Source organism: Mesorhizobium sp. WSM4846, from assembly GCF_055811415.1.
Genome location: NZ_JBVVPZ010000012.1, coordinates 87,994 through 110,570, shown reverse-complemented (window position 1 = coordinate 110,570; position 22,577 = coordinate 87,994). Strand labels below are relative to the sequence as shown.

Genomic DNA, 22,577 nt, shown 5'->3' with positions numbered 1-22,577 from the left:
AGAAACGGTTCTATAGGCTGGTCAAACTCAAGGTCGTGTTCGACCATTTCCGGACCTTCATGTACCATGTGCGGAGGGCCGGCAATTAGGTCGAAGCAGCATACCGCTCAGGCTTGGATGCCGTGACGACGAGAACGGGCATATCGAGCGCTACAGCGCCGCCCGCCCGTTGCCCTCATGCAATTTATGTGAACGGAACGTCGCCACAGGCATTCACCGGGGCGGTTGCGTGCTGAACGCGAAGAACCTGCGCGCCGGCGATGCCGCTGTGCCGTGCCAATCGGCAGCGTTGCCCATTCCAAGATTGCGGGTCCCTGATATATTACTCTGACCATCTGGTTCGAAGGATCCGTTTTGCGCATATGCAGCCGGCAACTCGAGCGAGAGCGTAAGCAAGCCTTCCTTCCCGCCGACGCGCCGAACCTCGGAGGTGTTATGCTAGTAATGGTTTTCGGCCTCGTGATCTTCTTCGGAATCCATTCTGTTCGGATCGCCGCCGGCAGCTTTTCGTGATGAGCAAATCGCCACAAACGAGCGGCGCTGGAAGGGACTTTATTCGCTCGTATCGATCATCGGCTTCGTGCTGATCGTCTGGGGCTGGAGTCTTTATCGGCCCAATGCGCCTGAGATCTACGAGCCGCCCTCTTGGGGCCGCGATGTCGCGTCGGTGTTGGTGCTCGCCGCATTCGTCTTTCTAGCAGCCGCTTACTTGCCCACGGGTTCAATCAAGCATCGGCTGAAGCACCCGATGCTGGTGGGCATCATCCTTTGGGCCATCGGCCACCTCCTGGCCAATGGCGACCTTGCCTCGCTCCTAGTCTTCGGAGCGTTTCTGGTTTACGCGATTGTCGATCTCATTGCTGTCATTCCACGCGGCGATCCGGCACCCGCGGTCGTGCGACCGCGTAGCGACCTGATTGCTGTGGGCATCGGCTTGGTGGCTTTCGCATTGTTCGGGCTCTGGCTGCACGGCTGGCTGTTCGGAGTCTCGCCCTTCGCTTGAACGTCCGCAGCGACGGCGCGCCTTCGAGGATGTCCTGGCGAATCCCACCAGTTGCCGCGGATCGAGCGCCTCGCAGACGCCACAGTGCACCAATGCTTGGCATAAGGTCGGCACATCAGAATTTTGATCCATAGACGGCTCCAGCCGGCAACGTTGCAGTAATTCGGCTCGGATCGCGCCTTGCTATGGCCAGTGGACGCGACCCTTGTTTGGAGAATCCTGATAAAGCGCCACAGGCTTTGGCGTTGTTCCCGCGCCTCGCGCCGTAGGCTGGCCCGTCATGCAGGAAGCAAGCCCACCTGCACCGGCAATCGCCGCGCCGGTCATCGACACCTTCAGAAATTTCCGGCGAGACAGCGTTTGGCTTGGCGCACCGTGTGCCGACCCGCCGTTTGCCTCACCACGATCGTCTTTCATGATCTTTCCTCCCTTAGCAACCCAAAGAAGCGCCGGTGCCGTCAAGTGCCGGGTCAGATCGATTTGAGGTACTCGATCAGATCACGCTTTTCCGGATCGGTCAGATCAAGGCCCAGATGGCCGTCATAGTGTTCGACAACATCGTTGAGCGTGGCGAACCGGCCGTCGTGGTAAAATCCGCCCTTGTGGATCTTTTCCACGTCCCACAAGGCCCGCAAGGACGCCGTCCTGTAGCGCTCGTCCGGAGATCGCATCGCCTGGAAATCGTCGATACCGATCTCATCGGCGGTATGCAGGTTCCAGCCGGGTTCGGTGAAGAGCGGCGGGACGTGGCAAGTGCCGCATTTGGCCTTGTCGTTGAAGAGAGCCTCTCCCTTCTCCGCGGCGGCGCTGTTGAAGGCGCCCTCCGGCGGTTTCGGGGTTGGCAGCGAGAGCTGATAGAAGTGAAGCGCCGGCAGCTTGGCGGTGATCCGGTCTTCCTTGTCCTGCTTGTGGCCCTGCTTCGTTCGTGCTGCGACCGGATACTTCTCGGCGTCATCAAGGCGTGGATCGTAAAACACACCCTTGCCGTGCATCTCGAGATTGCCGACATAAGCGTTCCAGTAGCTAACCGTGCCCCAAGCTCCGGTCCAGGTGTGGTTGTTTACACCGGCCAATCCGAACGCCGCCGGATTGAGCGTGGCGGCCGTCTTGCCGTCCGGCCGGAATGCTTTGCCGTCGAGGTTCAGTTCGGCATCGAACTTCCCGGGACCCCACGCCTCAACCGCCTTCTTCACCTCCGCTTCGGATATCTGCAGCATCTCGGTGAACGCCGTGAGATCAGGTGCGAGGGCAACGATCGCCCCTATGTTGAGGTCGCGGTTGGGCCAGCCATCGAGCCTGTGCCCGATGCCAGGGGCGTAGGTATCGTCGACCGTCGAATGGCACACGGCGCACTGGATGCCGACCGAGGTCAGCGTCTTTCCATCCTCGGCAAAAAAGCCGGTCACACCGACAACGGCGTTGGCCCTGAGTAGGACGAGCGTGCTGGCCGGGTCCGCGAGATCGACCTCGCCTTTGTTGAGCGCCTCGGCCACGTCCTTGGGAATGGCATTCACATCGACCTTGAGCCCGAGTTCGAGGGCTTTCTGCGGGCTCAGGCCGGGCCCTGTGCCGCCCAGCTTCTCGCCGGCAATCGCTTCATGCAGCTTAAGCTTGCCGCCCCAAAAATCCTCGCTGCCGAACGTGTCGAAGCGGAATGTCTCGCGGCCTTCTTCCAGATATCGCTTGGCCTGCTCGGCGGCCGCGTCGTCAAAATCCTTCCCGCTTATCGGTCCTTTCGCGCTCATTTGAGCGACGGCGGGGATCAGCGTTGATGATAGGAAAACAGCGAAAAATACACCGTGGAGACGCTTTTGCATGTCACGTTCCTCCCGAAGAAGATTGCCACTCGGCGGACATCTCGGGTTCGCGGGTTCTGGTTCCGCGAAACGGAATGCAGCCGAACGATAATAAACGCTGCACGGGACCAAAAAATTCCGTCACCCCGCCGCCTCGTGAGCGATGCCGACAACATGGTCGGGGACTATCGGGCCGCCTATCTGCCCGTGCGCGAAATCGATGAAGAGAGCGAAACCGACGGGAGCGCGTAGGGCTTCAGTCTACCGCCCTCGCGTAATTAGCGGGTTCGCCAAGCTCGATATTATTCACCGCGGCGAACCCCATCCGCCCGGCCGGCGCCAATACAGGCTATCTATCCCAACTCCCCTAAGCGGCGCCGGCCTTCCCCTTGGTGTTGCCCAATCAGCAATCGTCGGTGGTTTTCTTCATTTGGCCGGGGGCGGCGGTCTTGGCGTCCGTGTCCTGCTGACCAGGGGCGGCCTCCTGCGCGCTGCCGGTCTGCTGGCCAGGTGCGCAATCCTTGGCCGGGTTCGTGCCGCTGGTGGTGGTTGTGTCAGTTCCCTGATCAGTGCTGGGCGTGGTCGTTGTCGTTGTCGTAGAAGTTCCGCCCGAAGTTCCGCTCGTCGTCTGGGCAAAGGAAAGCCCGGCGGAAAGCGCCAACGCGGCGGAGGCCAAAAGGATTCGTTTCATATTCTTTCTCCTGTCTTAAGCGCACGAACGCGCTCACAAACCAACCTGCGGACAAAAGGAATGTTCCAGTGATGGTGCTCACCCTCGAAATCTTTCCCTGTGCCAAACGATCTTGCCGTCGACCTTAATCGGCTTGTGGATCATCAATCGCTTGGGAAGGTACTTGGGATGCACTTCGAGCAGGGTAATCGTGATCTGCGGCTTGCAACGAAAAGCATCGGGAGGCAGTAGCATGAACCGCGAACCGCAGCAGCTTGAGGTTATCGTAGAGTCCCGAAACCTCGGCAGCGCCGCGGTCAACGATCCGTTAATATCGGAACTAATCCCAATGAAGCGAGCCGACGGCTTCCAGACAGCTGCTTGGCGGTGAGCTAGTGATGACTGTGGGTCTCCCGATCGAGGGCGCGACGGGCTTCGGCCAAATTCTCGATCAGAACTTCTAGCAGGGTTTCGCTTTCCGGGAGGATATGTCCGCACCGGCGCTCATGCTCTACAGCTCTGTCTTGGAATGACACCGCCCTCTCATAGTGAGTGACGAGGTTGGAATAGAGCTGGTGCATCGTGCTTCTCCCTGGTCAGGCGAAAGCACGTTGCTCGCTCTCAAGCGCTCAATTGCCGGAAGGTTTGGGCGACCGGGAGACCTTACTCTCCCTAAGGGCAAAGCGCCACCGTAAGCCCGCGGTGCCGCGAGGTGCCAACCGCCGGTTGCTAGACGCGACGCAGCCGGGGCGCGTAGGATTTCCGCGCACTGGGCACACCACCCCCGCCCACCCCTCGTGCCTGGTGAACGACTAGGACTCTCGCCCGCCGTGCCGAATGGTGCGGCGGGCTTTTTTGTTCTCTTAAAGGAACACGATCTCGCTACAGCGGTTCGGTGGGGCAACGCTGCACCGCGTCAGATCGGTGCCAACAATCAGGGAAAGGCAAACCTTCGCCCATAAAACACGACAGACAGGAGCGCACGTCAGACGCTGCTCGGGCGTTGATAGAGGTTGAGCGCCTGGCACGAGATGCAAAGACGGCTCGGCTGCGGGAGCAACGACTAAAGGCCGAAACCACACTTCCTGCTGAATCGGCAGCGAAACCGAAGAGGAACCGAAAGGACAAGAAGGCCTAGCTGCACCCCGCGGATTTCCTTATGGAACGCAACCTTGGGCCCGCGGGTTAGATATCCGCAGCATTGCTACGAGACCAATGCTGCGATCGGGGGTCCTCCGATCGGCCCGCGTCCTCTCCCTCAGGACGCGGGCTTTCTTGGCGGAACTCCGGGCGCGGGTGCGCGTTTCGCCGGCATGAAGCAACTTCTCAGCGAAATGGCCGCTTTGGCAGATCCAGCTTTTGGGTGGCGTTGGCGGTTGTTCTGATTCCCTACGCCATCGGCGTCGCACTGCTTGTCTGGGTGGCTGGTTGAGGGTTGGTTGTGTTGTTCCTTCCCGGCGCCGTTGGACCGGCTCTTGGTCAAATTTTACATTAGAAACTTGGAACATAAGTGAGGCAGAGAACATTGTTGGCGCCATGGACAAGAACGATGGCGACAATCTTCCTGAGGGGTTTCGGGGCAACCTGCCCGAGGATCCAGTGATCCTAGCCGATATCAAGAAAAGAATTTCAAGAGAGATCGACGGTAAAATTGGGCCGGACGGTTTGGCGGTCACGGAGGCCGGGCGGGATCGCAATCTGGTTGAGGAATGGGAAGAAAGCTGACGCCGCCCTCGACAGCCAACCGTCCGTGGTTCCGTTTTTCCTGGTTCTGTATGTGCTCTCAATGTTGGGCTTGGTAGGGTACGCCATCGCTCGTTGGTACTTTCTATGGCGTGCTTGAGTTTCCTTCTCTCATTTAACTCACAGGCGGCAGCGCCCTGGGGGAGCTGATTTCCTTCACGGTCAACCTCGCCATGGAACAAGCCACGCTGCCTCACGGTGGCGGGCTACCTACCTTGCAGGTCGCTAGTCAGAACTCTAACGCGGCCCATCTCGTCCAACTGCCCTGCATCGTATTTTTTAGATGCCATTTCACGGACGGCATCCAAGCCGAAGTCTTCGATCGCTTCGGTCGATGTCACGACGAGGACACGCTCTGTTCCATCAAAGGCTTCAAGCAACAACTCGAACCGCTCAGTGATTCCCTCTTCGCCAGTAAAAACCAGACCCATATGCCCTCTCCCTGACCAAATAGGAGGGTCTACTGTTCTACCGGAAGCGGCTGGTGCTCCGGCTCGGCATGATGAAGCACCTGGCCAAGATCGCGCTTGTCGAAGTCCTGTCCACAAACGGGGCAATGCTCGAAATGCTCCGCCTCGGGCTTGATTGGCTGGTCGTGGTCCTTGCCTCGATATCCTGTGCCTTCGTTGTTGGTCCGATATCTCATTTCCGCTCCCGCAATACCCTCGCGGCTTCTATCAGGGCTTCACGATCGTTGCCGTTGGCTTCGATGAGTTCGCGGACCTGCTCGATCGTCACGTCATTCTCGCGAGCGAAATATTCCAATTCGTAATCTTCGTCGGCGGACACGCGATTGCGGTCCCGAAAGTCTCGCTTGCTCTTGTCGTCGGCCATGTCGTTCTCCTGATGAGCTTCGGATCGGTGGCAACGCCGGATATGGGATTTTGTTGCTGCGGCCCTGCGGAATCACGTTCCGTTCACTCTGGCTAATGCAATCCTGCCACCTAGAATTGAATCGGTGCGCAAAATTGTAAGTACCGGCGTCGGCCGGCTTGAGTTCATTCCGCCGATGATGCCTACCTTGGTCGCCAAGCCGCCCCAGGGCGATGACTGGATGCATGAAGCCAAATTCGACGGCTACCGCTCGCAGATCATCATCGGCGCCGGCGGTGCGCGGATTTTCACCCGCCGCGGACTCGACTGGACCTCCAAATACCGCGATCTAGCTGCGGCGGCCCGAACGCTGGACTTCGAGAGTGCCATCATCGACGGCGAAGTCGTCGTCTTGAATGAGGCTGGCCTTTCGGATTTTGCCGCGCTGCGCAAAGCAGTCACCAGACGCCAGCATGACCTCTATTTCGTCGCCTTCGATCTCCTGCACCTAAATGGCCAGGATCTGCGCGACATGCCGCTGGAGGACCGGCGGGAAATCCTGGCCGGCCTCATAGGGTCCCACAGTCGCATCCAGTTCAGTGAGACAATGCCAGGCGAGGCTAATGCGATCTATCATCTGATCGACGCGGCCGGCCTGGAAGGGATGGTGTCGAGACAGCAAATATCGCAGCGGCCCGACCACCAATTGGCTGAAAACCAAGTCGTTCACCGAAAGCGAGTTCGAGCTCCTTGGCGTCGAACGCGAGCGGGGTAAGCCGCCGTTTGCTCTGATGGCCGAGCCGGGCACCCGCAAATATGTCGGCAGTGCGTTCGTGAGCGTCAACCGCGAGATGCGGGAGCGGCTTTGGAAACGCGTCCAGGAGCATGCCGGGTCACCGCCCAAGGACATGCCAAAGCGGCCGGCAACGCAGTGGGTCAAGCCGGGGATCAAAGCCCGCGTGAAGCATCTGAGAGGCGAGGAGGATCTACGGCACGCCTCGCTGCAGGATTTTTGGGACGAAAGCTAGCGGTTGAAAGCCGTCGGGCGAGCTTGCCGGCGCTAACCTGAGGATTATATTCCTCCCGTTGCGGCGAGCCCTTCAACGGAGAATCGCCATGCCTCAAAAGACCCTCGCCGACACTCTGGCCGCCCGCGAAAGCATCTATGTCAATTGCGGACACCCGATGTGCTGCAGATCAACGAAGCTCGACATCCAGGCGCTGATTGACAGGCTCGGCCGTGACCACGGCTCGATGCATGACGACCTGGTCGGGCTCTTGTCTGCTCAAATTGCAAGGTTGCCGGCCGTGACCGACGGCAGGTGTTTTTCACATGCATTCCGGACTACGAACGCCAGCAGCGGGCACGCAATCGCGATTGGAAGCCAACTTTCGAACGAAGGGGCTGAGGGTGGCCGGCACCTTAGTCAAGTGATGGCTAATATAATGGACCGCTTCATCCAATCGATGGACGAAGCCCATCAAGGGCCGGTGCTATTTTGATGCATGTCGCGAGCTTACTTATCCCCGAGCCACCTTGCTTTCGCTATCCTCGCGATCAGCGTCAGCTATGCCGAAGCCGCGGACCGTAAGGTCGAAACCGCGACGCTCGATACGTACGCCAATTCGAAGAATCTGCCGGTTTGCACCGCGTCAAGCTCACTCTTCGACGTCCTCGGTGATAAGTGTTTTCTCGTCAAAGGTTCGATGATCTACGGCGACATCGCCGAACTATCCCAGATAGTCACTTTTAGTCGGTAGCCGGCGAAGGTCATGGTTATGCTGCCAGATGGTCCGCGGCACGCCGTCAGTGCGCACGGGGCGGGCAGTTTGCTCCAGTGTCCGGAATTCCGATTTGGAGGCCGCCATTGCACAGCTGCCCTGCGACATGCGAGTTTGTCAACCAAATGGCTCATCATGGAGTCTCGTCATGTCCATTCGCCGGATTGCGTTGACCTCGGCAGCGGTCACGCTTGCCTTCACAATCCTCGCCCAGGCCAGGCCGGACACCCGCGCCATGACCTGCCAACAGACGCAGGCGCTAATCCAGAGCCAAGGCTCGGCGGTGCTGACCACCGGCCCGAACACCTATGCCCTCTACGTCCGCCGGTACAGCAATGCGTGCGACTGGTCGTTAATCCCAGCGGTAGGGTTTGTGCCGACGCGCGATGGCCAGTGCTTGGTTCATCGATGCGCAGAGCCGCTCTACACTCCTCCCGGCTGACGGTGACGACCATAGCTATTCTGCCGCGCTCTTCGGTAGGAAGCGTAGGAAGCCTTGCCTATGCGAGGTCTGACCTGCACGATTTAGGTGACTTAGTGATTTAGGCGACTCGGGGGAACGTGGGTGGCTAAGATTTGGATGGTGATATTTCTATGCCCATCGGCGGATGCCAATCCGACGGCAAGTCCAAAACAGTGGCGTGGCTACAGCAGCAGGGCATGGACGAAGGCTCCGCTACATTACTCGCGAGTAACAAGCCGGCGCTTCGCCAATACCTCATGAATAGATCAATGGCTCCTCAGGACGACGCCTATTGCCGATCGCTTGGCGCGCGAGTCGGAACGGATGCCTATGTGCAATGTCGCACGAGCATATCCGCCAATCGGCCGGTAAACGAGCCGCCGCCGCGTCCCAAGCCGGTCACGTGCACGTCGAATGTAGTGCTAGGTGCGGTAAGAACTACATGCCTGTGAGTCCGCGCTTCGATGGAGAGCAGTTGAATGTCCCGACACTACCTTTTTCCCAATGAAGGGGAGCCTCTGCGCATGTCGCTCCGGCTAGTCGAAGGCCTAATATTCGGCAAGGATACTCTGCCCCAATATGCCGGCACCAGGCAGCGGGTTCTATCTGCAACTTTAGAATTCGACGAGGCTAAAAAGCCAACACGCATTCTGAGAACCGAACCTTCAGTTTGGGTGTTCGACCAAGATGGTGGCATCCGGCAAGGCTTGCATGAAGCGTTAGCTCTCACGATGGATATCTTACCAACTCCCGCGCGGGACGGTACGGTTGTTGAACTGCGGCCCCGCACAAAAAAGCAGAAATTGGAGAAAGAGTTTCGCTGGGAGCCGGGCAAGGCTGAGATCGATCGCGTAATTTCCGACATCTGGCCGAAAGGCAAGGCGGATCGACTGAAAGCCGCAGAGGGTGTCGCGAAACGAAAGCCACCTCTGACCTACGATGCGAGCCGAGCATTAGATGAAGCCTCGGAGGGATTCTGGAAGATCGAACACGCCATAGAGCGCCTGAAGGAACCGAGCTTAAAAGGATTTGCGTTCGGGGCCAGGCAACGCTCGGAAGCGAATCCCGAGGAGGGATCCCTATTCCGCGCCATCGCAGAAATGGCCGAACGCCGCTTGGAAATCCTGCGGCGCCGACGTGTCGGAAAGGGCGCCTGGTACGCCTTGGTGGACGTGACCAGATGGGATGATGGCGTCGGCACAAGCATCTCCAATCATCATGAGCGGTGCGAAGGAAAGGCTGCTGCTATAGCTGCTGCGCGACGACTTCTGGCTGCGCACGCGGATAAATTCGCGGAAGACATCACGGTCGAAGCGGAGGTGCTGACCGATTTGGAGTGGCAAGATCGGCGCCGTGATTTCGACCTCGATTAGGGGGTGACACCAAGCTTTTTTAGCCGCGCCCCCGTCCCGTCTCCATTTGTAATCTCGACGTGCTTCGCGGCAAAGGCCGCGACCATTTTAGCTTTCGAATCCTCTCTCACCGTCTCACCCTTCTCGAATAGGTGAACGGTCGAGAACGCGATTCCTGCGTGTTCTGCCAGATCGCGAACTGACCACTTCAGGATTCCGCGTGCCGCCCGGCATGCTTCCGGCGTTAGCTGTGCCATTCCAAATTCTCACTACAATCGTATTGACTTCGCAGTCGGTCCTTTCTAAATACACATGTAGTGAGTTTTGCGCAAGGGATAGGCGCCATGTTCAACCGCTCGGAAATTCTGAAAGCAGCCTGGGCGAAGTGGAATGCCCACTTTGCGGCCCGTCCGCATCTGGCGCGCAAGCTCAACCGGGCCGACTTCGGTTTCTATCTCGCGGCAGCTTGGCGGGAGGCGAAGGCGGCGCAGATGACCGCGCCAGAGCGCCGCGCTGATCGTATTGCGGTTGAGATTGACCGCCTCAAGTATCAGTCGTTCCACGTCAACATTGAACCCCGCCGCCGTCAACTCGAAACGGAACTAGCAGCCCTCGCCGGATAGCCCGGCACAATGTTCAACATAGGGAGAATGACAATGCCGAACACCAATGTTCGGGCAGCCGCCGAAGGTTTGCCCGCGATCAATCGCCGCCGCATGCTACTCGGGCTCGCGGCTGCTTCAACCGCTGCCGCCGCCATCACTGCGGCGTCGGCCGCTGGCTGCGCATCTGTCGAAAACCCGGAACTGGTCCGACTCGGCAATCGACTGCCGGAAGCCGCGGCCGAATATCGCGCGGCGCTCGAAGAAATCGAATGGATCGCCGCGGAATGGAAACACCGCTGGCCGGTTGCCCCCGACGAAATCACGTTAGCTCGTGGGAGCTATACGGACGCGGAGCGCGACATCGTGGGACGGCTTCTGAAGCGTCCGGGGGAAGAGCAAGCCCGCTGTGTCCGCGATGTCGAAAACCTCACGGCCATACTGGGTTGGGACCGCCCGCTGCGAAAGAACGCGAGTGAGGGTATGCGAGCCAGGCGGGCGGACTGGCTCGTTCGCCGCAAGCACGAACTGAAACTCGGCAAGGCGTATCACGCCGAAACCGCCCGCCTCCGAAAGGCTTCCGGGATTGAACTGGCGAAGGCGAGGGCGGCGGCTGCGAAGAAGTCACTTTCAGATCTGGTGACCGCTATCATGGAGCAGCCGGGAACGACCATGGAGGGGATGCTGATCAAGGCGCAGGCGGTCGCCACCTTCAACAAGGCGATTGCGCGCAAATATCCCTTCGAAGCCGAACTTTGGGCAGCGCAGCTGGCGGCGTCGGTTCTCCAGTTGGCTTCCGCAGGGGACGCATCAGCATGAGCGCCGGCGTCAAGACAAAGGCGCTGGCTGCATTCGTGCAGCAGTGCCTTGATCCGCTGCCCGATGCCGTCCTCATCGACACGCACCACAATCAGCTCATGCGTCAGGCGCGCCGCCTACCTTGGCGCAAGGCTGATGCTGTCACCAGCCTGGCAAGAGCGGAAACGGCTTACTGGCAAGAGAAAAGCATTCACGCGATGTACGTCCTAGAGGACGAGGATCGATCTAGCGCCTATTCTGACAAACGGATGATCAGCGTCGACAGGAGCCGGCAGGCTGTGGCCGATCAAATCCGAGTTCCAGCGCCCGATCTCCTGGCTGTCCAATGGAAACGAGAAGCCGCAAAGGACCGATACCTGCCGATCAGTGCGGATGAAGTCGCCAAGCTCATCGCGGCGGACGAGGCGTTTCTTGCAGCGCATCCGATTACGAAGCAACCCCGTAGAAAACGCCGGTTGGGCGACCATCACTGAACCCCGGCAAAAACTGCCTAAGCCCGCCGCTGCCTCACGGTGGCGGGCTTTTCATTTAGCGGGATAGCGGCCAAATCTTAGGCCTTTTGAACCTTTTGAGTGTTTCCCGTAGGGCCGTTGCAAAAATTCGCCACCTGCACCGCTATCAGAACGGCCCGTTGCTATAGCGTGGTAATCGCGGCCATTACCCCCTATTCGGGATGTAATCTCGCGCATGCTCCCGAGCGGGAGTTAGTTCAAAAAGCTTTATAAGAGCCAATGGCTTAGGCCAATTTAGTTAACAGGTTTCCGGTTAATAGGTCGCTTGGCCGCAGCGCATCGAGGACCACTTCGTAGACACTCCCTGTCTTCCTCGATCTCGACTTCGCCGATACCTACAGCTGCTTACTGCCGGTCCGGGCGATAGACGAGGAAAGCGAAACGGACGGCAGCGCGTAGACTGGGACGCGACCTCTATGCAGAAGACCCGCCGCTACATTTGCGAAGCGACGGGCCTCCGCCCCATTCCCCCATACCTGACCAGGCAACTGCCGTGCCAGACTTATTGACCCATCGCGGGACACCTTATGGCTTCTGCGCAGGCCTGGATGTTGCAACAAGGATATGCCAGTCGGACCAGGCTCGGCTGTGGGAATTCCCACACCGGGGAAAACATTGGAAAAATCCGCTCCCAGTTTTGCTTTCCATGGGCAACCCATCACTCCCGTTTCCCTGCCGTGCACGCCGCAGCCTGAATTTCATTCGAGCAGTCGGCCAGACTTTGCCTCGCCCCAAATGTCGAAGCTGGCCAGCGTCGTCTGACCGCCTCATGGAAACTGTCAGGGTGTCTAAAATAGATGGTGAGTAGGTGGCTGCTGGACAGAAATCCGCAGTCGCGAGCCGCCCCGCAAGGTCTGGTCGACCAGGGGCTCGCTGTCCGTCGCTTTGGCCAAGGTTTTGGTGATGTCACATCGCGCGCGAAAGGATCTGGACTTTCCGCAAGTCTGCCCGAAAGTCAGGGCCTGGAGCAACAATATTATTTCGGGGCTGAAAATGCGTCTGGGGGTGCCCCTGCGGTGCCCCGGATGATCTTCGCGGATGCGGGCAAAACCGGCCATCAACTAAGCAATTGATTTTGCGAAGAGAAAACTGGTGCCGCTTAGGTGACTCGAACACCTGACCCCATCATTACGAATGATGTGCTCTACCAACTGAGCTAAAGCGGCCCGGGAAGCCAAGGCCTCCAAGATGCGCTGGGTGATAGACGCAACCCGCCACAAATTCAAGATGGGACTTGGCAATTCGTGTCGGCTCATCCCGGGCCTATAAGCGACCGCCGCACCGGTTGACCATGCGGTTGCGCGAAGCCTCAACGCCAGGTTGTGCGACGTCGCGTTGGCGCTGCATCGGGAAACCGGCGAAAAATGTTGATTCCTTTACCGAAAACCGCCGAAATCGGCTTTGGATGCATCGCCAAGGCAGAATGCGGCCGCTGGCCCGTTGATTGATCGGTCGCCTGCGGCTAACGATCATGACAACATGACCGTACGTGCAGAGGGGTCCCCGTTGGACGCGATCGAAAAAGCGATCCGGAATGCCTTCGAGAAAGGCAATGCCGAAGACCGCGCGTTTCGCGAGCGGGTCTACCGATCGGCCTTCGCCGCGCTTGATCGCGCCCTGCAGGCCAACCCGAACGTGACGGTGGAAGTCGCCATCAAGCGCCGCAAGGCGGTGCAGGCCAAGATAACCGAAATCGAATCCGAATTCCTGCCGGCGGTTCCCGCTGTCGGCCGGCCGACCGATGACGACGCTGCAGCACCGGCTGTGGAGCAGCCGCCTGGCAGCGAAGCCGATGCCGATGCCGAACCCCAGGCCGATGCCGAACCGGATGCCGGCGCCGACGCTGAACCGGCGCCGCCGCCTGAGGTCATTGTTGACGGTCCGGCGGAGTCTCCTGCATCGGTCGCGCCTCTTGCTTCCGACGCCCCCCCAGCTTCCTATGCGCCGCGCTCGCGCGTCTTGCCGGTCGTTCCCGACATCATGCCCGAAGCGGCTTTTCCCGATGCGCCGGAGGTCGACTTGTCGTCCCCCCAATCGGCCGGGGACGGCGACGCAGAGGTGATGCCCGACCGCGACGACAGGCGGGTGAAAGGTCCCCGCCTGCCTCTCACCGCGATCTTCCTCGGCGTGACGCTGCTTGCAGCCGCTGGCATCGGCCTCTATTTCGCTGCCCAGACCGGCGTCTTCAAGTCGGCGGCCGAACTCGACACCGCCCCGCCGCAAACGCCACCGACGGTGGAAGACGATGATTTCACGCCGCCAGGCGACACGGCCCCGCCGCTGAACGCCGGCGAGGCGGATGAGGCGCGCGACTGGATCAATGTGTTTTCACCGAGCGACCCGACGCTTGTCAGCGCGCCTTCGGATGCCAAGGCCGAAGCCATGCAGGACGACAGCGGTTCCTTCCTGCGCATCCGGTCGGGCGCCTCCGGTTCGGCGATCAGCTTCGACGTCGAGCAAGGCGTCTTGGACAAACTCGCCGGCAAGCACGCCACGTTCGACATCATCGCCCGCTCCGAGGAGGGCCAGGAGACGCAGATCTCCGTCGACTGCAATTTCGGCGAACTCGGCGACTGCGGCCGCAAGCGCTACGCGGTCGGCCACGAGCGCAACGAATACCTCTTCGATGTGCGGTTTCCCGACAAGCGTCCGGGCGCTGCCGGCACCATCGCCATCAATTCCGACTTCGACAAGCAGGGCAAGTCGGTCGACATCTACGAGATCCGCGTCGCGATTGTTCCTTGAGCCTCAACGCATCGGCCCGAAAATCGGAATCGATTTTCGGAAAGCACGATGCGTAGATTATAACTGTTAGATCGTACTTTGTGCGTCCAATTGGACGCACGTCGCTCTAACTATCGAGCAGCGCCTGCAGCGTCTCGATGCGGTCGGCTTCGGCCGCCGGCTTGTCCCAGCGCAGCCGTGAAATGCGCGGAAAGCGCATGGCGACACCGGATTTGTGCCGTGTCGAGCGGTTAAGCCCTTCGAACGCCACCTCCAGCACCAGGCCTTGTCTGCGGTCGGCCCGCACCGAGCGGACCGGGCCGAAGCGCTCGATCGTGTTGTCGCGGACATATTTGTCGATCTGCCTCAGTTCCTCGTCGGTGAAACCGAAATAGGCTTTCCCCACCGGCACCAGTTCCTCCGATCCTTCCGGGCCGGACCACACGCCAAACGTGTAGTCGGAATAGAAACTCGAACGCTTGCCGTGGCCGCGCTGGGCATACATCAGCACGGCGTCGATTGTGTGCGGATCGCGCTTCCATTTGAACCATGGGCCTTTCGGCCGGCCGGTGAGATAGGGCGAATCCCAGCGCTTCAGCATCACGCCTTCGATGACCGGATGCAGCGGCTTGCGGCGCAATTCCTCCAGCGCCTGCCAGTCGGTGAATTCGACAAGCGGCGAAAGATCGAAGCGGCTCGGATCGAGCGTCTGCACGAAGCCTTCGAGGCGGCCGCGCCGCTCGCGGAAAGGGTGCGTGCGCAAGTCCTCGTCGCCGATCTGAAGCACGTCGTAGCAGCGCATGAAGGCCGGGTATTGCTGCTGGATCTTCGGTGTCACGCTCTTGCGGTTCAGCCGCTGCTGCAGGTCCGAGAACGTGCCGGTCGCCTGCCGGGGATCGCCGACCAGAAGCTCGCCGTCGAGGGTGGCGGAGAAATCCATCGCCTCTGCGAGGTCAGGAAAAGCCCGGGAGACATCGTCGCCGGTGCGCGAGTAGAGCCGGCGAACACCGCCTTCCGATACCGCCTGGACGCGGATGCCGTCCCATTTCCACTCGGCGGCATAGTCGGCCGGATCGAGCTTTTCGAGGTCGCCGTCACCGATCGGGTTGGACAGCATCACCGGCCGGAACAGCGCCAGCGCTGTCTTTTTGGGTTTTTCTGCCTTGCCCTCCAGCCAGGCGAACAGCTCGGCATAGGGCGGTATCAGCCCATGCCAGAGTTCTTCAATCTCAGCGATGTCGACCTTGCCGAGATCGGCCAGCGCCTGCTTGGCCAATCGCGCCGAAACGCCGATGCGCAGGCCGCCGGTGACCAGCTTGATGACGGCGAAGCGCGCCGAGATGCTGGCGCTGTCGAGCAGCCGGGCCAGCACCTTCGGCCCGTCGGAACGGCTCGCCGCCTGCAATTTCGCGACGACCTCGGCGAGCGTCGGCTCATGGTTGGCGATATCCGCCGGTGATTGCGGCCAGACCAGCGACACGGTCTCCGCCAGGTCGCCGACATAGTCGTAGGAATAGCCGAACAGCACCGGGTCCATGCGCTGCATGACCAGCGCGCGCAGCATCGCCGGCTTGACCGCCGCGATGGTCAGGTCGCCGGTGATGGCAGCCAGCGCCAGGCCGCGATCCGGATCCTCGACGCTGCGGAAATAATCGCTCAGCAGCGTCAGCTTGCCGTTGCGCGACGGCGTCAGCACGAGGCGGTCGAGGAGTTCGGCGAAGCGGTTCATGATGCGGGCCGCGCCAATGGGCCAGCCTTGCGTTCTGTCGCGCCGCCGTGAAGCGCTACATCGGCCGTGACCACCATCAATCGCCCTCATCCTCATAGCCGACGAGATGCAGCGGCCTGGAAGCGATGCCTTCGAGTTCGCACCAGCGCACCAGGGCCTCCTCGCGGCCATGCGTCACCCAGATTTCCTCCGCGCCGGTTTCCCTTATCGTGGCGGTCAGTTCGTCCCAGTCGGCATGGTCGGAAATGATCAGCGGCAGCTCGACGCCGCCCTGCTTGGCGCGCTGGCGGATGCGCATCCAGCCGGAGGCAAAGCACGAGATCGGATCGGGAAAGCGCCGCGCCCAGCGGTCGGCGAACGCCGATGGCGGGCCGACGACGATGGCGCCGGTGAAATCCTCCTTGCCACTGCTTTCGACGGTCGCCGGCTCCAGCGCCCCGAGCTCGATGCCCTGGCTCTGATAGTAGTCGCTGAGCTTGGCCAGCGCGCCGTGGATATAGATCGGCCTGTCGTAGCCGGCGTCGCGCAGCAAGCGCATGACGCGCTGCGCCTTGCCGAGCGCATAGGCGCCGACCAGATGCGCGCGTTCGGGAAACTGCGCCGTCGATTTCAGCAGGCGGGCGATCTCTTCGGTATCGGGCGGATGACGGAACACCGGCAGGCCGAAAGTCGCCTCGGTGATGAACACGTCGCACTTGACCGGTTCGAACGGCTCGCAAGTCGCGTCCCTCTGGCGCTTGTAGTCGCCCGAAGCGACGATGCATGAGCGCTGATGCACGACCTCGATCTGCGCCGAGCCCAGCACATGGCCGGCCGGATGGAAGGTTACGGTGACGCCGTTCAGCGCAATCGCCTCGCCAAGTGCTGCCGCTTGCGTCGTCCCGGCAAAACCCTCGCCGTAGCGCAGCCGCATGATGTCCAGCGTCTGTTGTGTAGCCAGCACCGAGCGGTGGCCGGAACGGGCATGGTCGGAATGGCCGTGTGTGATCAGCGCCCGGCTGACCGGCCGCACCGGATCGATGAAGAAATCGCCGGGCGGGCAATAAAGGCCCTCGGACCGAGGGTGAAGCAGGTCGCTGGCGCGCATGGCTCCAAGATAGTTGCTAATTCCGGCGCGGGAAGCCTGTTGCAAGTGACTGCTGACTCGGCATACAGGCAACTGCCGGCGGGATCTCCATCACGAAATCGCATTAGGCCTTGTCCGGCGACCCTTTTCGTTCACCTGCGCCACACGTGGCGGCGGCTGCGAAAAAGTCCGATTCGCGTGCCCGAATGGGCAGGACACTGACACGGAGGACGTTGCATGCGGAACTTGGTGGTCTTGGCATCTTGCCTGGCAATAGCCGGTTGCGTCGGCACCTCGATTGCCGAGCGACAGGACGCGAATGTCCAGTCCTCTCTGCAATATGACAGCGTGCCTTGCGATCAATTGCTGGCGCAACGAAACCGGCTGGCGCAGCAATACCGCCTTCCACTGGATGCCAAGCCGTCCTTCTCCGATCCCGGGGTGGGCCTCGGCCCGTTCACGCCGGACGCCCGTTCCAAGGCCCAGCGCGACGTCGAACAGGCAATCGGCCGGATCGACGCCATGAACCGGTCGATCGCCCGCCGCGAATGTGGCAAGCCAGGTTAATAGCCCGCGTTGCGATCGACGACGTTCTCGAGCTTCTCGCCGCGCTCGAAGGCGGCCATCTGGCGCAGCATGATCGGCACCAGATGCACGGGATCGGAGGTCGCCGCCGCATGCGGCGTCACGAAGACCTTTGGGTGGCTCCATAGCCGGCTGGTCTTCGGCAGCGGCTCGACCTCGAACACGTCGAGGCTTGCTTCCTTGAGTGTGCCGTCCTCCAGCGCACGCAGAATGTCGGCGTCCTTCTGCAACTTGCCGCGCCCGGCATTGATCAGCACCGAGCCGCCTAGGCCGTTGCGTTTCCTCAACTCCTTCAGCACGCCATAGTTGATGATGCCATGCGTCTGCGCAGTGAGCGGCAAAAGCACCACCAGAATGTCGGTGGCGTTGAGGAAGGGGATCAATCCGGCCTCACCCGCATAGGTTGCAACGCCGTCCATCGGCCGCTCGCTGCGCGACCAGCCATTGACCGCAAAGCCGAGCGACAAAAGCACCGACGCTGCCGCGCGGCCAAGCGTGCCGAGCCCCATGATGCCGACGGAGATGTCGCCGGCCGGCCGCTGCGGCGGCTCGTGCCAGATCTTCTTTTGCTGCTGCGACCGGTAGAGCATGCCCTGGCGATGGTGATCGAGCACCCGCCAGACGACATATTCAGTCATGTAGTGGGTCAAATTGTCGGCCACGACCTTGACGATCGGCACGTCGGGCAAGGTGGGATCGGCGAAGATGTGGTCGACGCCGGCGCCGATCGAAAAGACAACGCGCAGATTGGGCAGCGACGACAGAAGGTTCGGCCGCTGCTTCCAAACCACCGCATAGGTGATTGAAGGATCGCTGGCGCCTTCCGGCTCGAGCGCCACCTCGCGTTCGGTCGATAAGAGTTCGCGCCAACGGCCTGGATGGATACCGGCGAGGGCAAGCAGGACGCGGCCTTTTTCCATGGCGGGTTCGTTTTCCTTTATGCGGGTACAGGCTACTCGCTGACGATGCCGACCGGCGCCGTTTCGATCCTGAATGCGGCCGAGATCAGCGCCTTGGTATAGTCGGTCTGCGGCCGTTCGAAAATCTGTTCGGACGGGCCGGCTTCGACGATCCTGCCATTGCGCATGACGATGACGTCGTTGGCAAGCGCACGGATGACCTTCAGATCGTGGCTGATGAACAGATAGGCGAGGTCGTGCTTCGCCTGCAGGCTGCGCAGGAGGTCGACCACCTGCGCCTGGACGCTCATGTCGAGCGCCGAGGTCGGCTCGTCCAGCATGACGAAGCGCGGGTTGAGCACCATGGCGCGGGCGATGGCGATACGCTGGCGTTGGCCGCCGGAAAACTCGTGCGGGTAGCGATTGCGCGTGGCGGGATCGAGGCCGACTTCCCCGAGCACATCGACAATGCGCTTGTCGCGCTCATCGGGCGACAGTTTTGGCTCGTGGATCTTCAGCCCTTCCTCGATGATCTCGGAGACCGACATGCGCGGGCTCAACGACCCGAACGGATCCTGGAAGACGATCTGCAGTTCGCGCCGCAGCGGCCGCATGGCGTTGAATGACAGCTCGTTGATGTCGCGCCCGTTGAACTGGATGGTCCCGGTCGACGAGATCATCCTGGCCAGCGCCAGGCCGAGCGTCGTCTTGCCCGAGCCGGATTCGCCGACGACGCCGAGCGTCTGGCCGGCGCGCACAGTGACGTCGATGCCGTCGACCGCCTTCACATTGTCGACGGTGCGCCGGAAAAAGCCTTTCTTGATCGGAAACCAGACTTTTATGTCCTGGCCGGTCATCACTGGCCTGGCGGCCGCGTTGGCGGCGGGCGGCTTGCCCTTCGGTTCGGCGGCAAGCAGATGCCGCGTATAGCTGTGCTGCGGCTTGGCGAAGATTTCCTTCGTCGGCCCGGTCTCGACGATCTTGCCCTTGGTCATCACGCAGACCCGGTCGGCGATCTTTCTGACGATGCCGAGATCGTGGGTGATGAACAGCATCGACATGCCTTTGCGGCTCTTCAACTCCGCCAGCAGTTCGAGGATCTGCGCCTGCACGGTGACGTCGAGCGCTGTCGTCGGCTCGTCGGCGATCAGCAGTTCCGGCTCGTTGGCCAGCGCCATGGCGATCATGACGCGCTGGCGCTGGCCGCCGGAAAGCTGGTGCGGATAAGCGTCGAGCCGCTTCTCCGGCTCGCGGATGCCGACCTCGTTGAGCAACTCCAGGGTGCGCGCCTTGGCTTGGCGGTCACCCAGGCCCTGGTGCAGCGTCAGCACCTCGACGATCTGCTGCTCGATCGTGTGCAGCGGGTTGAGCGAGGTCATCGGCTCCTGAAAGATCATGGTGATCTTGTTGCCGCGCACGCGGCGCAATGCCTTCTCGTCGGCAGCGAGCAGATCGGCGCCCTGGAACAGGATCTTTCCCGACGGATGGCTGGCGGCCGGATAGGGCAGCAGCTTCAGCACCGACAGCGCCGAGACCGACTTGCCGGAGCCGGATTCACCGACCAGCGCCACCGTCTCGCCCTTGGCGATGTCGAAGGAGATGTGGTCGACGGCCATCGACTGGCGGCCTTCCTGCGCGAAGGCGACACTGAGGTCGCGCACCGAAAGGAGAGGGGCTTCGCTCATCTGAACGTCTTGCGCGGATCGAAGGCGTCGCGGGTCGCTTCGCCGACGAAGACCAGCAGCGACAGCATCAGCGAGATGACGACGAAGCCGGAAATGCCCAGCCATGGCGCGTTGAGGTTGCGCTGCGCCTGCTTGAGGAGCTCGCCCAGCGAGGCCGAGCCGGGCGGCAGGCCGAAGCCAAGGTAGTCGAGCGAGGTCAGCGTCGAGATCGAGCCGCTGAGCAGGAAGGGCAGGAAGGTCAGCGTCGCCACCATGGCGTTGGGCAACAGATGCCGGAACATGATAGTACCGTTGGGTACGCCCAGCGCGCGAGCGGCGTTGACATATTCGAAGTTGCGGGCGCGCAGGAACTCGGCCCGCACCACGCCGACCAGCGCCACCCAGGAGAACAGCAGCATCAGCCCGAGCAGGATGAAGAAGCCGGGCGGCAGGATGGCGGCGACGATGAGGAGCAGATAAAGCACCGGGATCGCCGACCAGATTTCTATGAAGCGCTGGAACAGAAGGTCGGTCCAGCCGCCGAAATAACCCTGCAATGCGCCGGCCGTCACGCCGATCACCGCCGAGCCGGCGGTGAGGATAAGGCCGAACAGCACCGAGACCCTGAATCCGTAGATGACGCGCGCCAGCACGTCGCGCGCCTGGTCGTCGGTGCCCAGCCAGTTCCAGTTGCCGACGACGCAATTGGGGTCGGCGGCGCCTTGCGGATACTGATTGCAACGTGTCTTGGTGTCATATAGCCAAGACGGCTTGGTTGGTGCGGCCTCGGGAATGGCGTTGTTGACGGTCCGGTAGGAGTAGCGGACGGGTGGCCAGATCATCCAGCCATGGGCATTGATCTCGTCCTGGATGACCGGGTCGCGGTAGTCGGTGACCGCATAAAAGCCGCCGAACTTCTCCTCGGGATAAGCGACCACGACCGGAAACAGGATTTCGCCCTTGTAGGAGACGAGGACCGGCTTGTCGTTGGCGATCCATTCGGAAAACAGCGACAGCACGAAAAGCACGAGGAATATCCACAACGACCAGTAGCCGCGCCGGTTGGCCTTGAAATTCTGCAGCCGCCGCTGGTTGAGCGGCGACAGCCAGGGCCGTGCGATCCGCTCCGGCGCCGTTTCGGCTGCGGCCCCGGCCATCAGACGTCCCTCCGCTCGAAGTCGATGCGCGGGTCGACCCAGGTATAGATCAGGTCGGACAGCAGCCCGACGATCAGGCCAAGCAGCGAGAAGATGTAGAGATTGGCGAACACCACCGGATAGTCGCGCTCGACCACCGACCTGAAACCGAGCAGGCCGAGGCCATCGAGCGAAAAGATGTTCTCGATCAGCAGCGAGCCGGTGAAGAAGGCCGAGATGAACGCGCCGGGAAAGCCGGCGACGACGATCAGCATGGCGTTGCGGAAGACGTGGCCGTAGAGAACCTTCCGTTCCGACAGGCCCTTGGCGCGCGCGGTCACCACATACTGCTTGCGGATTTCCTCGAGGAACGAATTCTTGGTCAGCAGCGTCGTGGTGGCGAAGGCCGACAGCACCAGCGCCGTCAGCGGCAAGGTCATGTGCCAGAGATAGTCGACGATCTTCGCCGGCCAGGACAGCTGGTCCCAATTGTCGGAGGTGATGCCGCGCAGCGGAAACCAGTCGTAGAACGATCCACCGGCAAACAGCACCATCAGCAGGATGCCGAACAGGAAGCCCGGGATGGCGTAGCCGACAATGACGACGCCGCTGGTCCATACGTCGAATGCCGAGCCATCCTTGACTGCCTTGCGGATGCCGAGCGGGATCGAGATCAGGTATGACAGCAGCGTGATCCACAGCCCGATCGAGATCGACACCGGCATCTTCTCCAGGATCAGATCGATCACCGAGATGTCGCGGAAATAGCTGTCGCCGAAATCGAACCGGATGTAGTTCCACAGCATCATGCCGAAGCGCTCGAGCGGTGGCTTGTCGAAGCCGAACTGCTTTTCCAGCTTGGCGATGAACTCGGGGTCGAGCCCTTGCGCGCCGCGATATCTCGAACCGGCTTCGCCAGCCACGTCGAAATTGCTGCCGCCGGCGTCACCACCGCCGCCACCAAGGCGATCGCTGCCGCCCTGGTTGGTCAGCCGGGCGATGACCTGCTCCACCGGCCCGCCCGGCGCGAACTGGATGACGGCGAACGACACCGCCATGATGCCGAACAGGGTCGGGATCATCAGCAGGATGCGGCGCAGGATATAGGCGCCCATCAGTTTTTACCCTCCCCCTTGTGGGGAGGGTCGATCCGCGAAGCGGAGCGGGGTGGGGGTGCTTTCAAGTCAATGCATGCGCCGGCACCCCCACCCCCGTTCGC

At 61.2% G+C, this 22,577-nt stretch carries 25 protein-coding genes and 1 tRNA gene; 12 read left to right on the top strand and 14 right to left on the bottom strand.

What is annotated here, in order from left to right:
• Positions 1–478: 478 nt before the first annotated feature.
• Positions 479–1,003 (top strand): NnrU family protein, encoded by a 525-nt coding sequence (locus AC0L15_RS13290; RefSeq protein WP_473496469.1) that lies wholly within the window; start codon positions 479–481, stop codon positions 1,001–1,003.
• A 183-nt stretch (positions 1,004–1,186) separates the two neighbouring features.
• On the opposite strand, the gene AC0L15_RS13285 is transcribed toward AC0L15_RS13290, so the two are convergent.
• The 3 genes from AC0L15_RS13285 to AC0L15_RS13275 form a co-directional block, all read right to left on the bottom strand.
• Positions 1,187–1,420, bottom strand: coding sequence for a twin-arginine translocation signal domain-containing protein (locus AC0L15_RS13285; RefSeq protein WP_353685274.1), 234 nt, complete (start codon positions 1,418–1,420; stop codon positions 1,187–1,189).
• 53 nt (positions 1,421–1,473) lie between these two features.
• Positions 1,474–2,820, bottom strand: a complete 1,347-nt coding sequence (locus AC0L15_RS13280; protein WP_473496465.1) for a hypothetical protein — start codon at positions 2,818–2,820, stop codon at positions 1,474–1,476.
• 382 nt (positions 2,821–3,202) lie between these two features.
• Positions 3,203–3,490 (bottom strand): hypothetical protein, encoded by a 288-nt coding sequence (locus tag AC0L15_RS13275; RefSeq protein WP_287250656.1) that lies wholly within the window; start codon positions 3,488–3,490, stop codon positions 3,203–3,205.
• A 1,515-nt stretch (positions 3,491–5,005) separates the two neighbouring features.
• Between AC0L15_RS13275 and AC0L15_RS13270 the strand changes: the two genes are divergently transcribed.
• A complete protein-coding gene (locus AC0L15_RS13270) occupies positions 5,006–5,194 on the top strand; it encodes a hypothetical protein (protein ID WP_473496464.1) in 189 nt (62 codons plus the stop codon).
• A gap of 224 nt (positions 5,195–5,418) precedes the next feature.
• Here the strand turns inward: AC0L15_RS13270 and AC0L15_RS13265 are convergent, their stop codons facing one another.
• The 3 genes from AC0L15_RS13265 to AC0L15_RS13255 are packed head-to-tail and all read right to left on the bottom strand — an operon-like array spanning position 5,419 to position 6,046.
• A complete protein-coding gene (locus tag AC0L15_RS13265; RefSeq protein ID WP_128188045.1) occupies positions 5,419–5,643 on the bottom strand; it encodes a hypothetical protein in 225 nt (74 codons plus the stop codon).
• A gap of 29 nt (positions 5,644–5,672) precedes the next feature.
• Entirely contained in the window at positions 5,673–5,858 is a 186-nt protein-coding gene (locus AC0L15_RS13260; RefSeq protein ID WP_128244403.1) for a hypothetical protein, read from the bottom strand.
• Complete coding sequence (locus AC0L15_RS13255; protein ID WP_128244402.1) at positions 5,855–6,046, bottom strand: DUF3606 domain-containing protein; 192 nt, start codon at positions 6,044–6,046, stop codon at positions 5,855–5,857. The genes AC0L15_RS13260 and AC0L15_RS13255 overlap by 4 nt, the downstream gene beginning before the upstream one ends.
• 187 nt (positions 6,047–6,233) lie before the next feature.
• On the opposite strand from AC0L15_RS13255, the gene AC0L15_RS13250 reads away from it, so the two are divergent.
• The 5 genes from AC0L15_RS13250 (at position 6,234) to AC0L15_RS13230 (ending at position 9,643) form a co-directional block, all read left to right on the top strand.
• Complete coding sequence (locus AC0L15_RS13250) at positions 6,234–6,800, top strand: ATP-dependent DNA ligase (protein ID WP_473496463.1); 567 nt, start codon at positions 6,234–6,236, stop codon at positions 6,798–6,800.
• 16 nt (positions 6,801–6,816) lie between these two features.
• Positions 6,817–7,053, top strand: a complete 237-nt coding sequence (locus tag AC0L15_RS13245) for a hypothetical protein (protein ID WP_287308371.1) — start codon at positions 6,817–6,819, stop codon at positions 7,051–7,053.
• 88 nt (positions 7,054–7,141) lie between these two features.
• On the top strand, positions 7,142–7,528 hold the full coding sequence (locus tag AC0L15_RS13240) for a hypothetical protein (RefSeq protein WP_473496462.1): 387 nt from the start codon (positions 7,142–7,144) through the stop codon (positions 7,526–7,528).
• Between the two features lie 427 nt (positions 7,529–7,955).
• Positions 7,956–8,249, top strand: coding sequence for a hypothetical protein (locus AC0L15_RS13235; protein WP_128244400.1), 294 nt, complete (start codon positions 7,956–7,958; stop codon positions 8,247–8,249).
• Between the two features lie 500 nt (positions 8,250–8,749).
• Entirely contained in the window at positions 8,750–9,643 is an 894-nt protein-coding gene (locus tag AC0L15_RS13230; protein ID WP_473496461.1) for a hypothetical protein, read from the top strand.
• Here AC0L15_RS13230 and AC0L15_RS13225 read toward each other — a convergent pair.
• Positions 9,640–9,879: a helix-turn-helix domain-containing protein gene (locus AC0L15_RS13225; protein ID WP_287068219.1), complete on the bottom strand. Its 240-nt coding sequence runs from the start codon at positions 9,877–9,879 to the stop codon at positions 9,640–9,642. The genes AC0L15_RS13230 and AC0L15_RS13225 overlap by 4 nt on opposite strands.
• Before the next feature lie 87 nt (positions 9,880–9,966).
• On the opposite strand from AC0L15_RS13225, the gene AC0L15_RS13220 reads away from it, so the two are divergent.
• The 3 genes from AC0L15_RS13220 to AC0L15_RS13210 are packed head-to-tail and all read left to right on the top strand — an operon-like array spanning position 9,967 to position 11,516.
• Positions 9,967–10,245, top strand: coding sequence for a hypothetical protein (locus tag AC0L15_RS13220; protein ID WP_287068217.1), 279 nt, complete (start codon positions 9,967–9,969; stop codon positions 10,243–10,245).
• Between the two features lie 33 nt (positions 10,246–10,278).
• Positions 10,279–11,043, top strand: coding sequence for a hypothetical protein (locus AC0L15_RS13215; protein WP_473496460.1), 765 nt, complete (start codon positions 10,279–10,281; stop codon positions 11,041–11,043).
• On the top strand, positions 11,040–11,516 hold the full coding sequence (locus AC0L15_RS13210; RefSeq protein WP_287068213.1) for a hypothetical protein: 477 nt from the start codon (positions 11,040–11,042) through the stop codon (positions 11,514–11,516). The genes AC0L15_RS13215 and AC0L15_RS13210 overlap by 4 nt, the downstream gene beginning before the upstream one ends.
• A 1,129-nt stretch (positions 11,517–12,645) precedes the next feature.
• On the opposite strand, the gene AC0L15_RS13205 is transcribed toward AC0L15_RS13210, so the two are convergent.
• Positions 12,646–12,721 (bottom strand) — tRNA-Thr (locus AC0L15_RS13205).
• 340 nt (positions 12,722–13,061) lie between these two features.
• On the opposite strand from AC0L15_RS13205, the gene AC0L15_RS13200 reads away from it, so the two are divergent.
• Complete coding sequence (locus AC0L15_RS13200; protein ID WP_287248427.1) at positions 13,062–14,300, top strand: hypothetical protein; 1,239 nt, start codon at positions 13,062–13,064, stop codon at positions 14,298–14,300.
• 106 nt (positions 14,301–14,406) lie between these two features.
• On the opposite strand, the gene AC0L15_RS13195 is transcribed toward AC0L15_RS13200, so the two are convergent.
• Both AC0L15_RS13195 and AC0L15_RS13190 read right to left on the bottom strand, forming a co-directional pair.
• Complete coding sequence (locus tag AC0L15_RS13195) at positions 14,407–16,008, bottom strand: cisplatin damage response ATP-dependent DNA ligase (RefSeq protein ID WP_287248429.1); 1,602 nt, start codon at positions 16,006–16,008, stop codon at positions 14,407–14,409.
• A 76-nt stretch (positions 16,009–16,084) separates the two neighbouring features.
• On the bottom strand, positions 16,085–17,095 hold the full coding sequence (locus AC0L15_RS13190; RefSeq protein ID WP_287248432.1) for a ligase-associated DNA damage response exonuclease: 1,011 nt from the start codon (positions 17,093–17,095) through the stop codon (positions 16,085–16,087).
• Positions 17,096–17,311: 216 nt separating this feature from the next.
• On the opposite strand from AC0L15_RS13190, the gene AC0L15_RS13185 reads away from it, so the two are divergent.
• The gene (locus AC0L15_RS13185; protein WP_128183205.1) at positions 17,312–17,641 is read left to right on the top strand and encodes a hypothetical protein; all 330 of its coding nucleotides are present in this window, start codon (positions 17,312–17,314) and stop codon (positions 17,639–17,641) included.
• Here AC0L15_RS13185 and AC0L15_RS13180 read toward each other — a convergent pair.
• The 4 genes from AC0L15_RS13180 to AC0L15_RS13165 are packed head-to-tail and all read right to left on the bottom strand — an operon-like array spanning position 17,638 to position 22,473.
• Positions 17,638–18,579, bottom strand: coding sequence for a 2-hydroxyacid dehydrogenase (locus AC0L15_RS13180; protein WP_287248435.1), 942 nt, complete (start codon positions 18,577–18,579; stop codon positions 17,638–17,640). The genes AC0L15_RS13185 and AC0L15_RS13180 overlap by 4 nt on opposite strands.
• Before the next feature lie 32 nt (positions 18,580–18,611).
• The gene (locus tag AC0L15_RS13175; RefSeq protein WP_287248438.1) at positions 18,612–20,243 is read right to left on the bottom strand and encodes an ABC transporter ATP-binding protein; all 1,632 of its coding nucleotides are present in this window, start codon (positions 20,241–20,243) and stop codon (positions 18,612–18,614) included.
• Positions 20,240–21,379 (bottom strand): ABC transporter permease, encoded by a 1,140-nt coding sequence (locus tag AC0L15_RS13170; RefSeq protein WP_287248441.1) that lies wholly within the window; start codon positions 21,377–21,379, stop codon positions 20,240–20,242. Before AC0L15_RS13170 ends, AC0L15_RS13175 begins: the two co-directional genes overlap by 4 nt.
• A complete protein-coding gene (locus tag AC0L15_RS13165; protein WP_287248443.1) occupies positions 21,379–22,473 on the bottom strand; it encodes a microcin C ABC transporter permease YejB in 1,095 nt (364 codons plus the stop codon). Before AC0L15_RS13165 ends, AC0L15_RS13170 begins: the two co-directional genes overlap by 1 nt.
• Between the last annotated feature and the right edge of the window lie 104 nt (positions 22,474–22,577).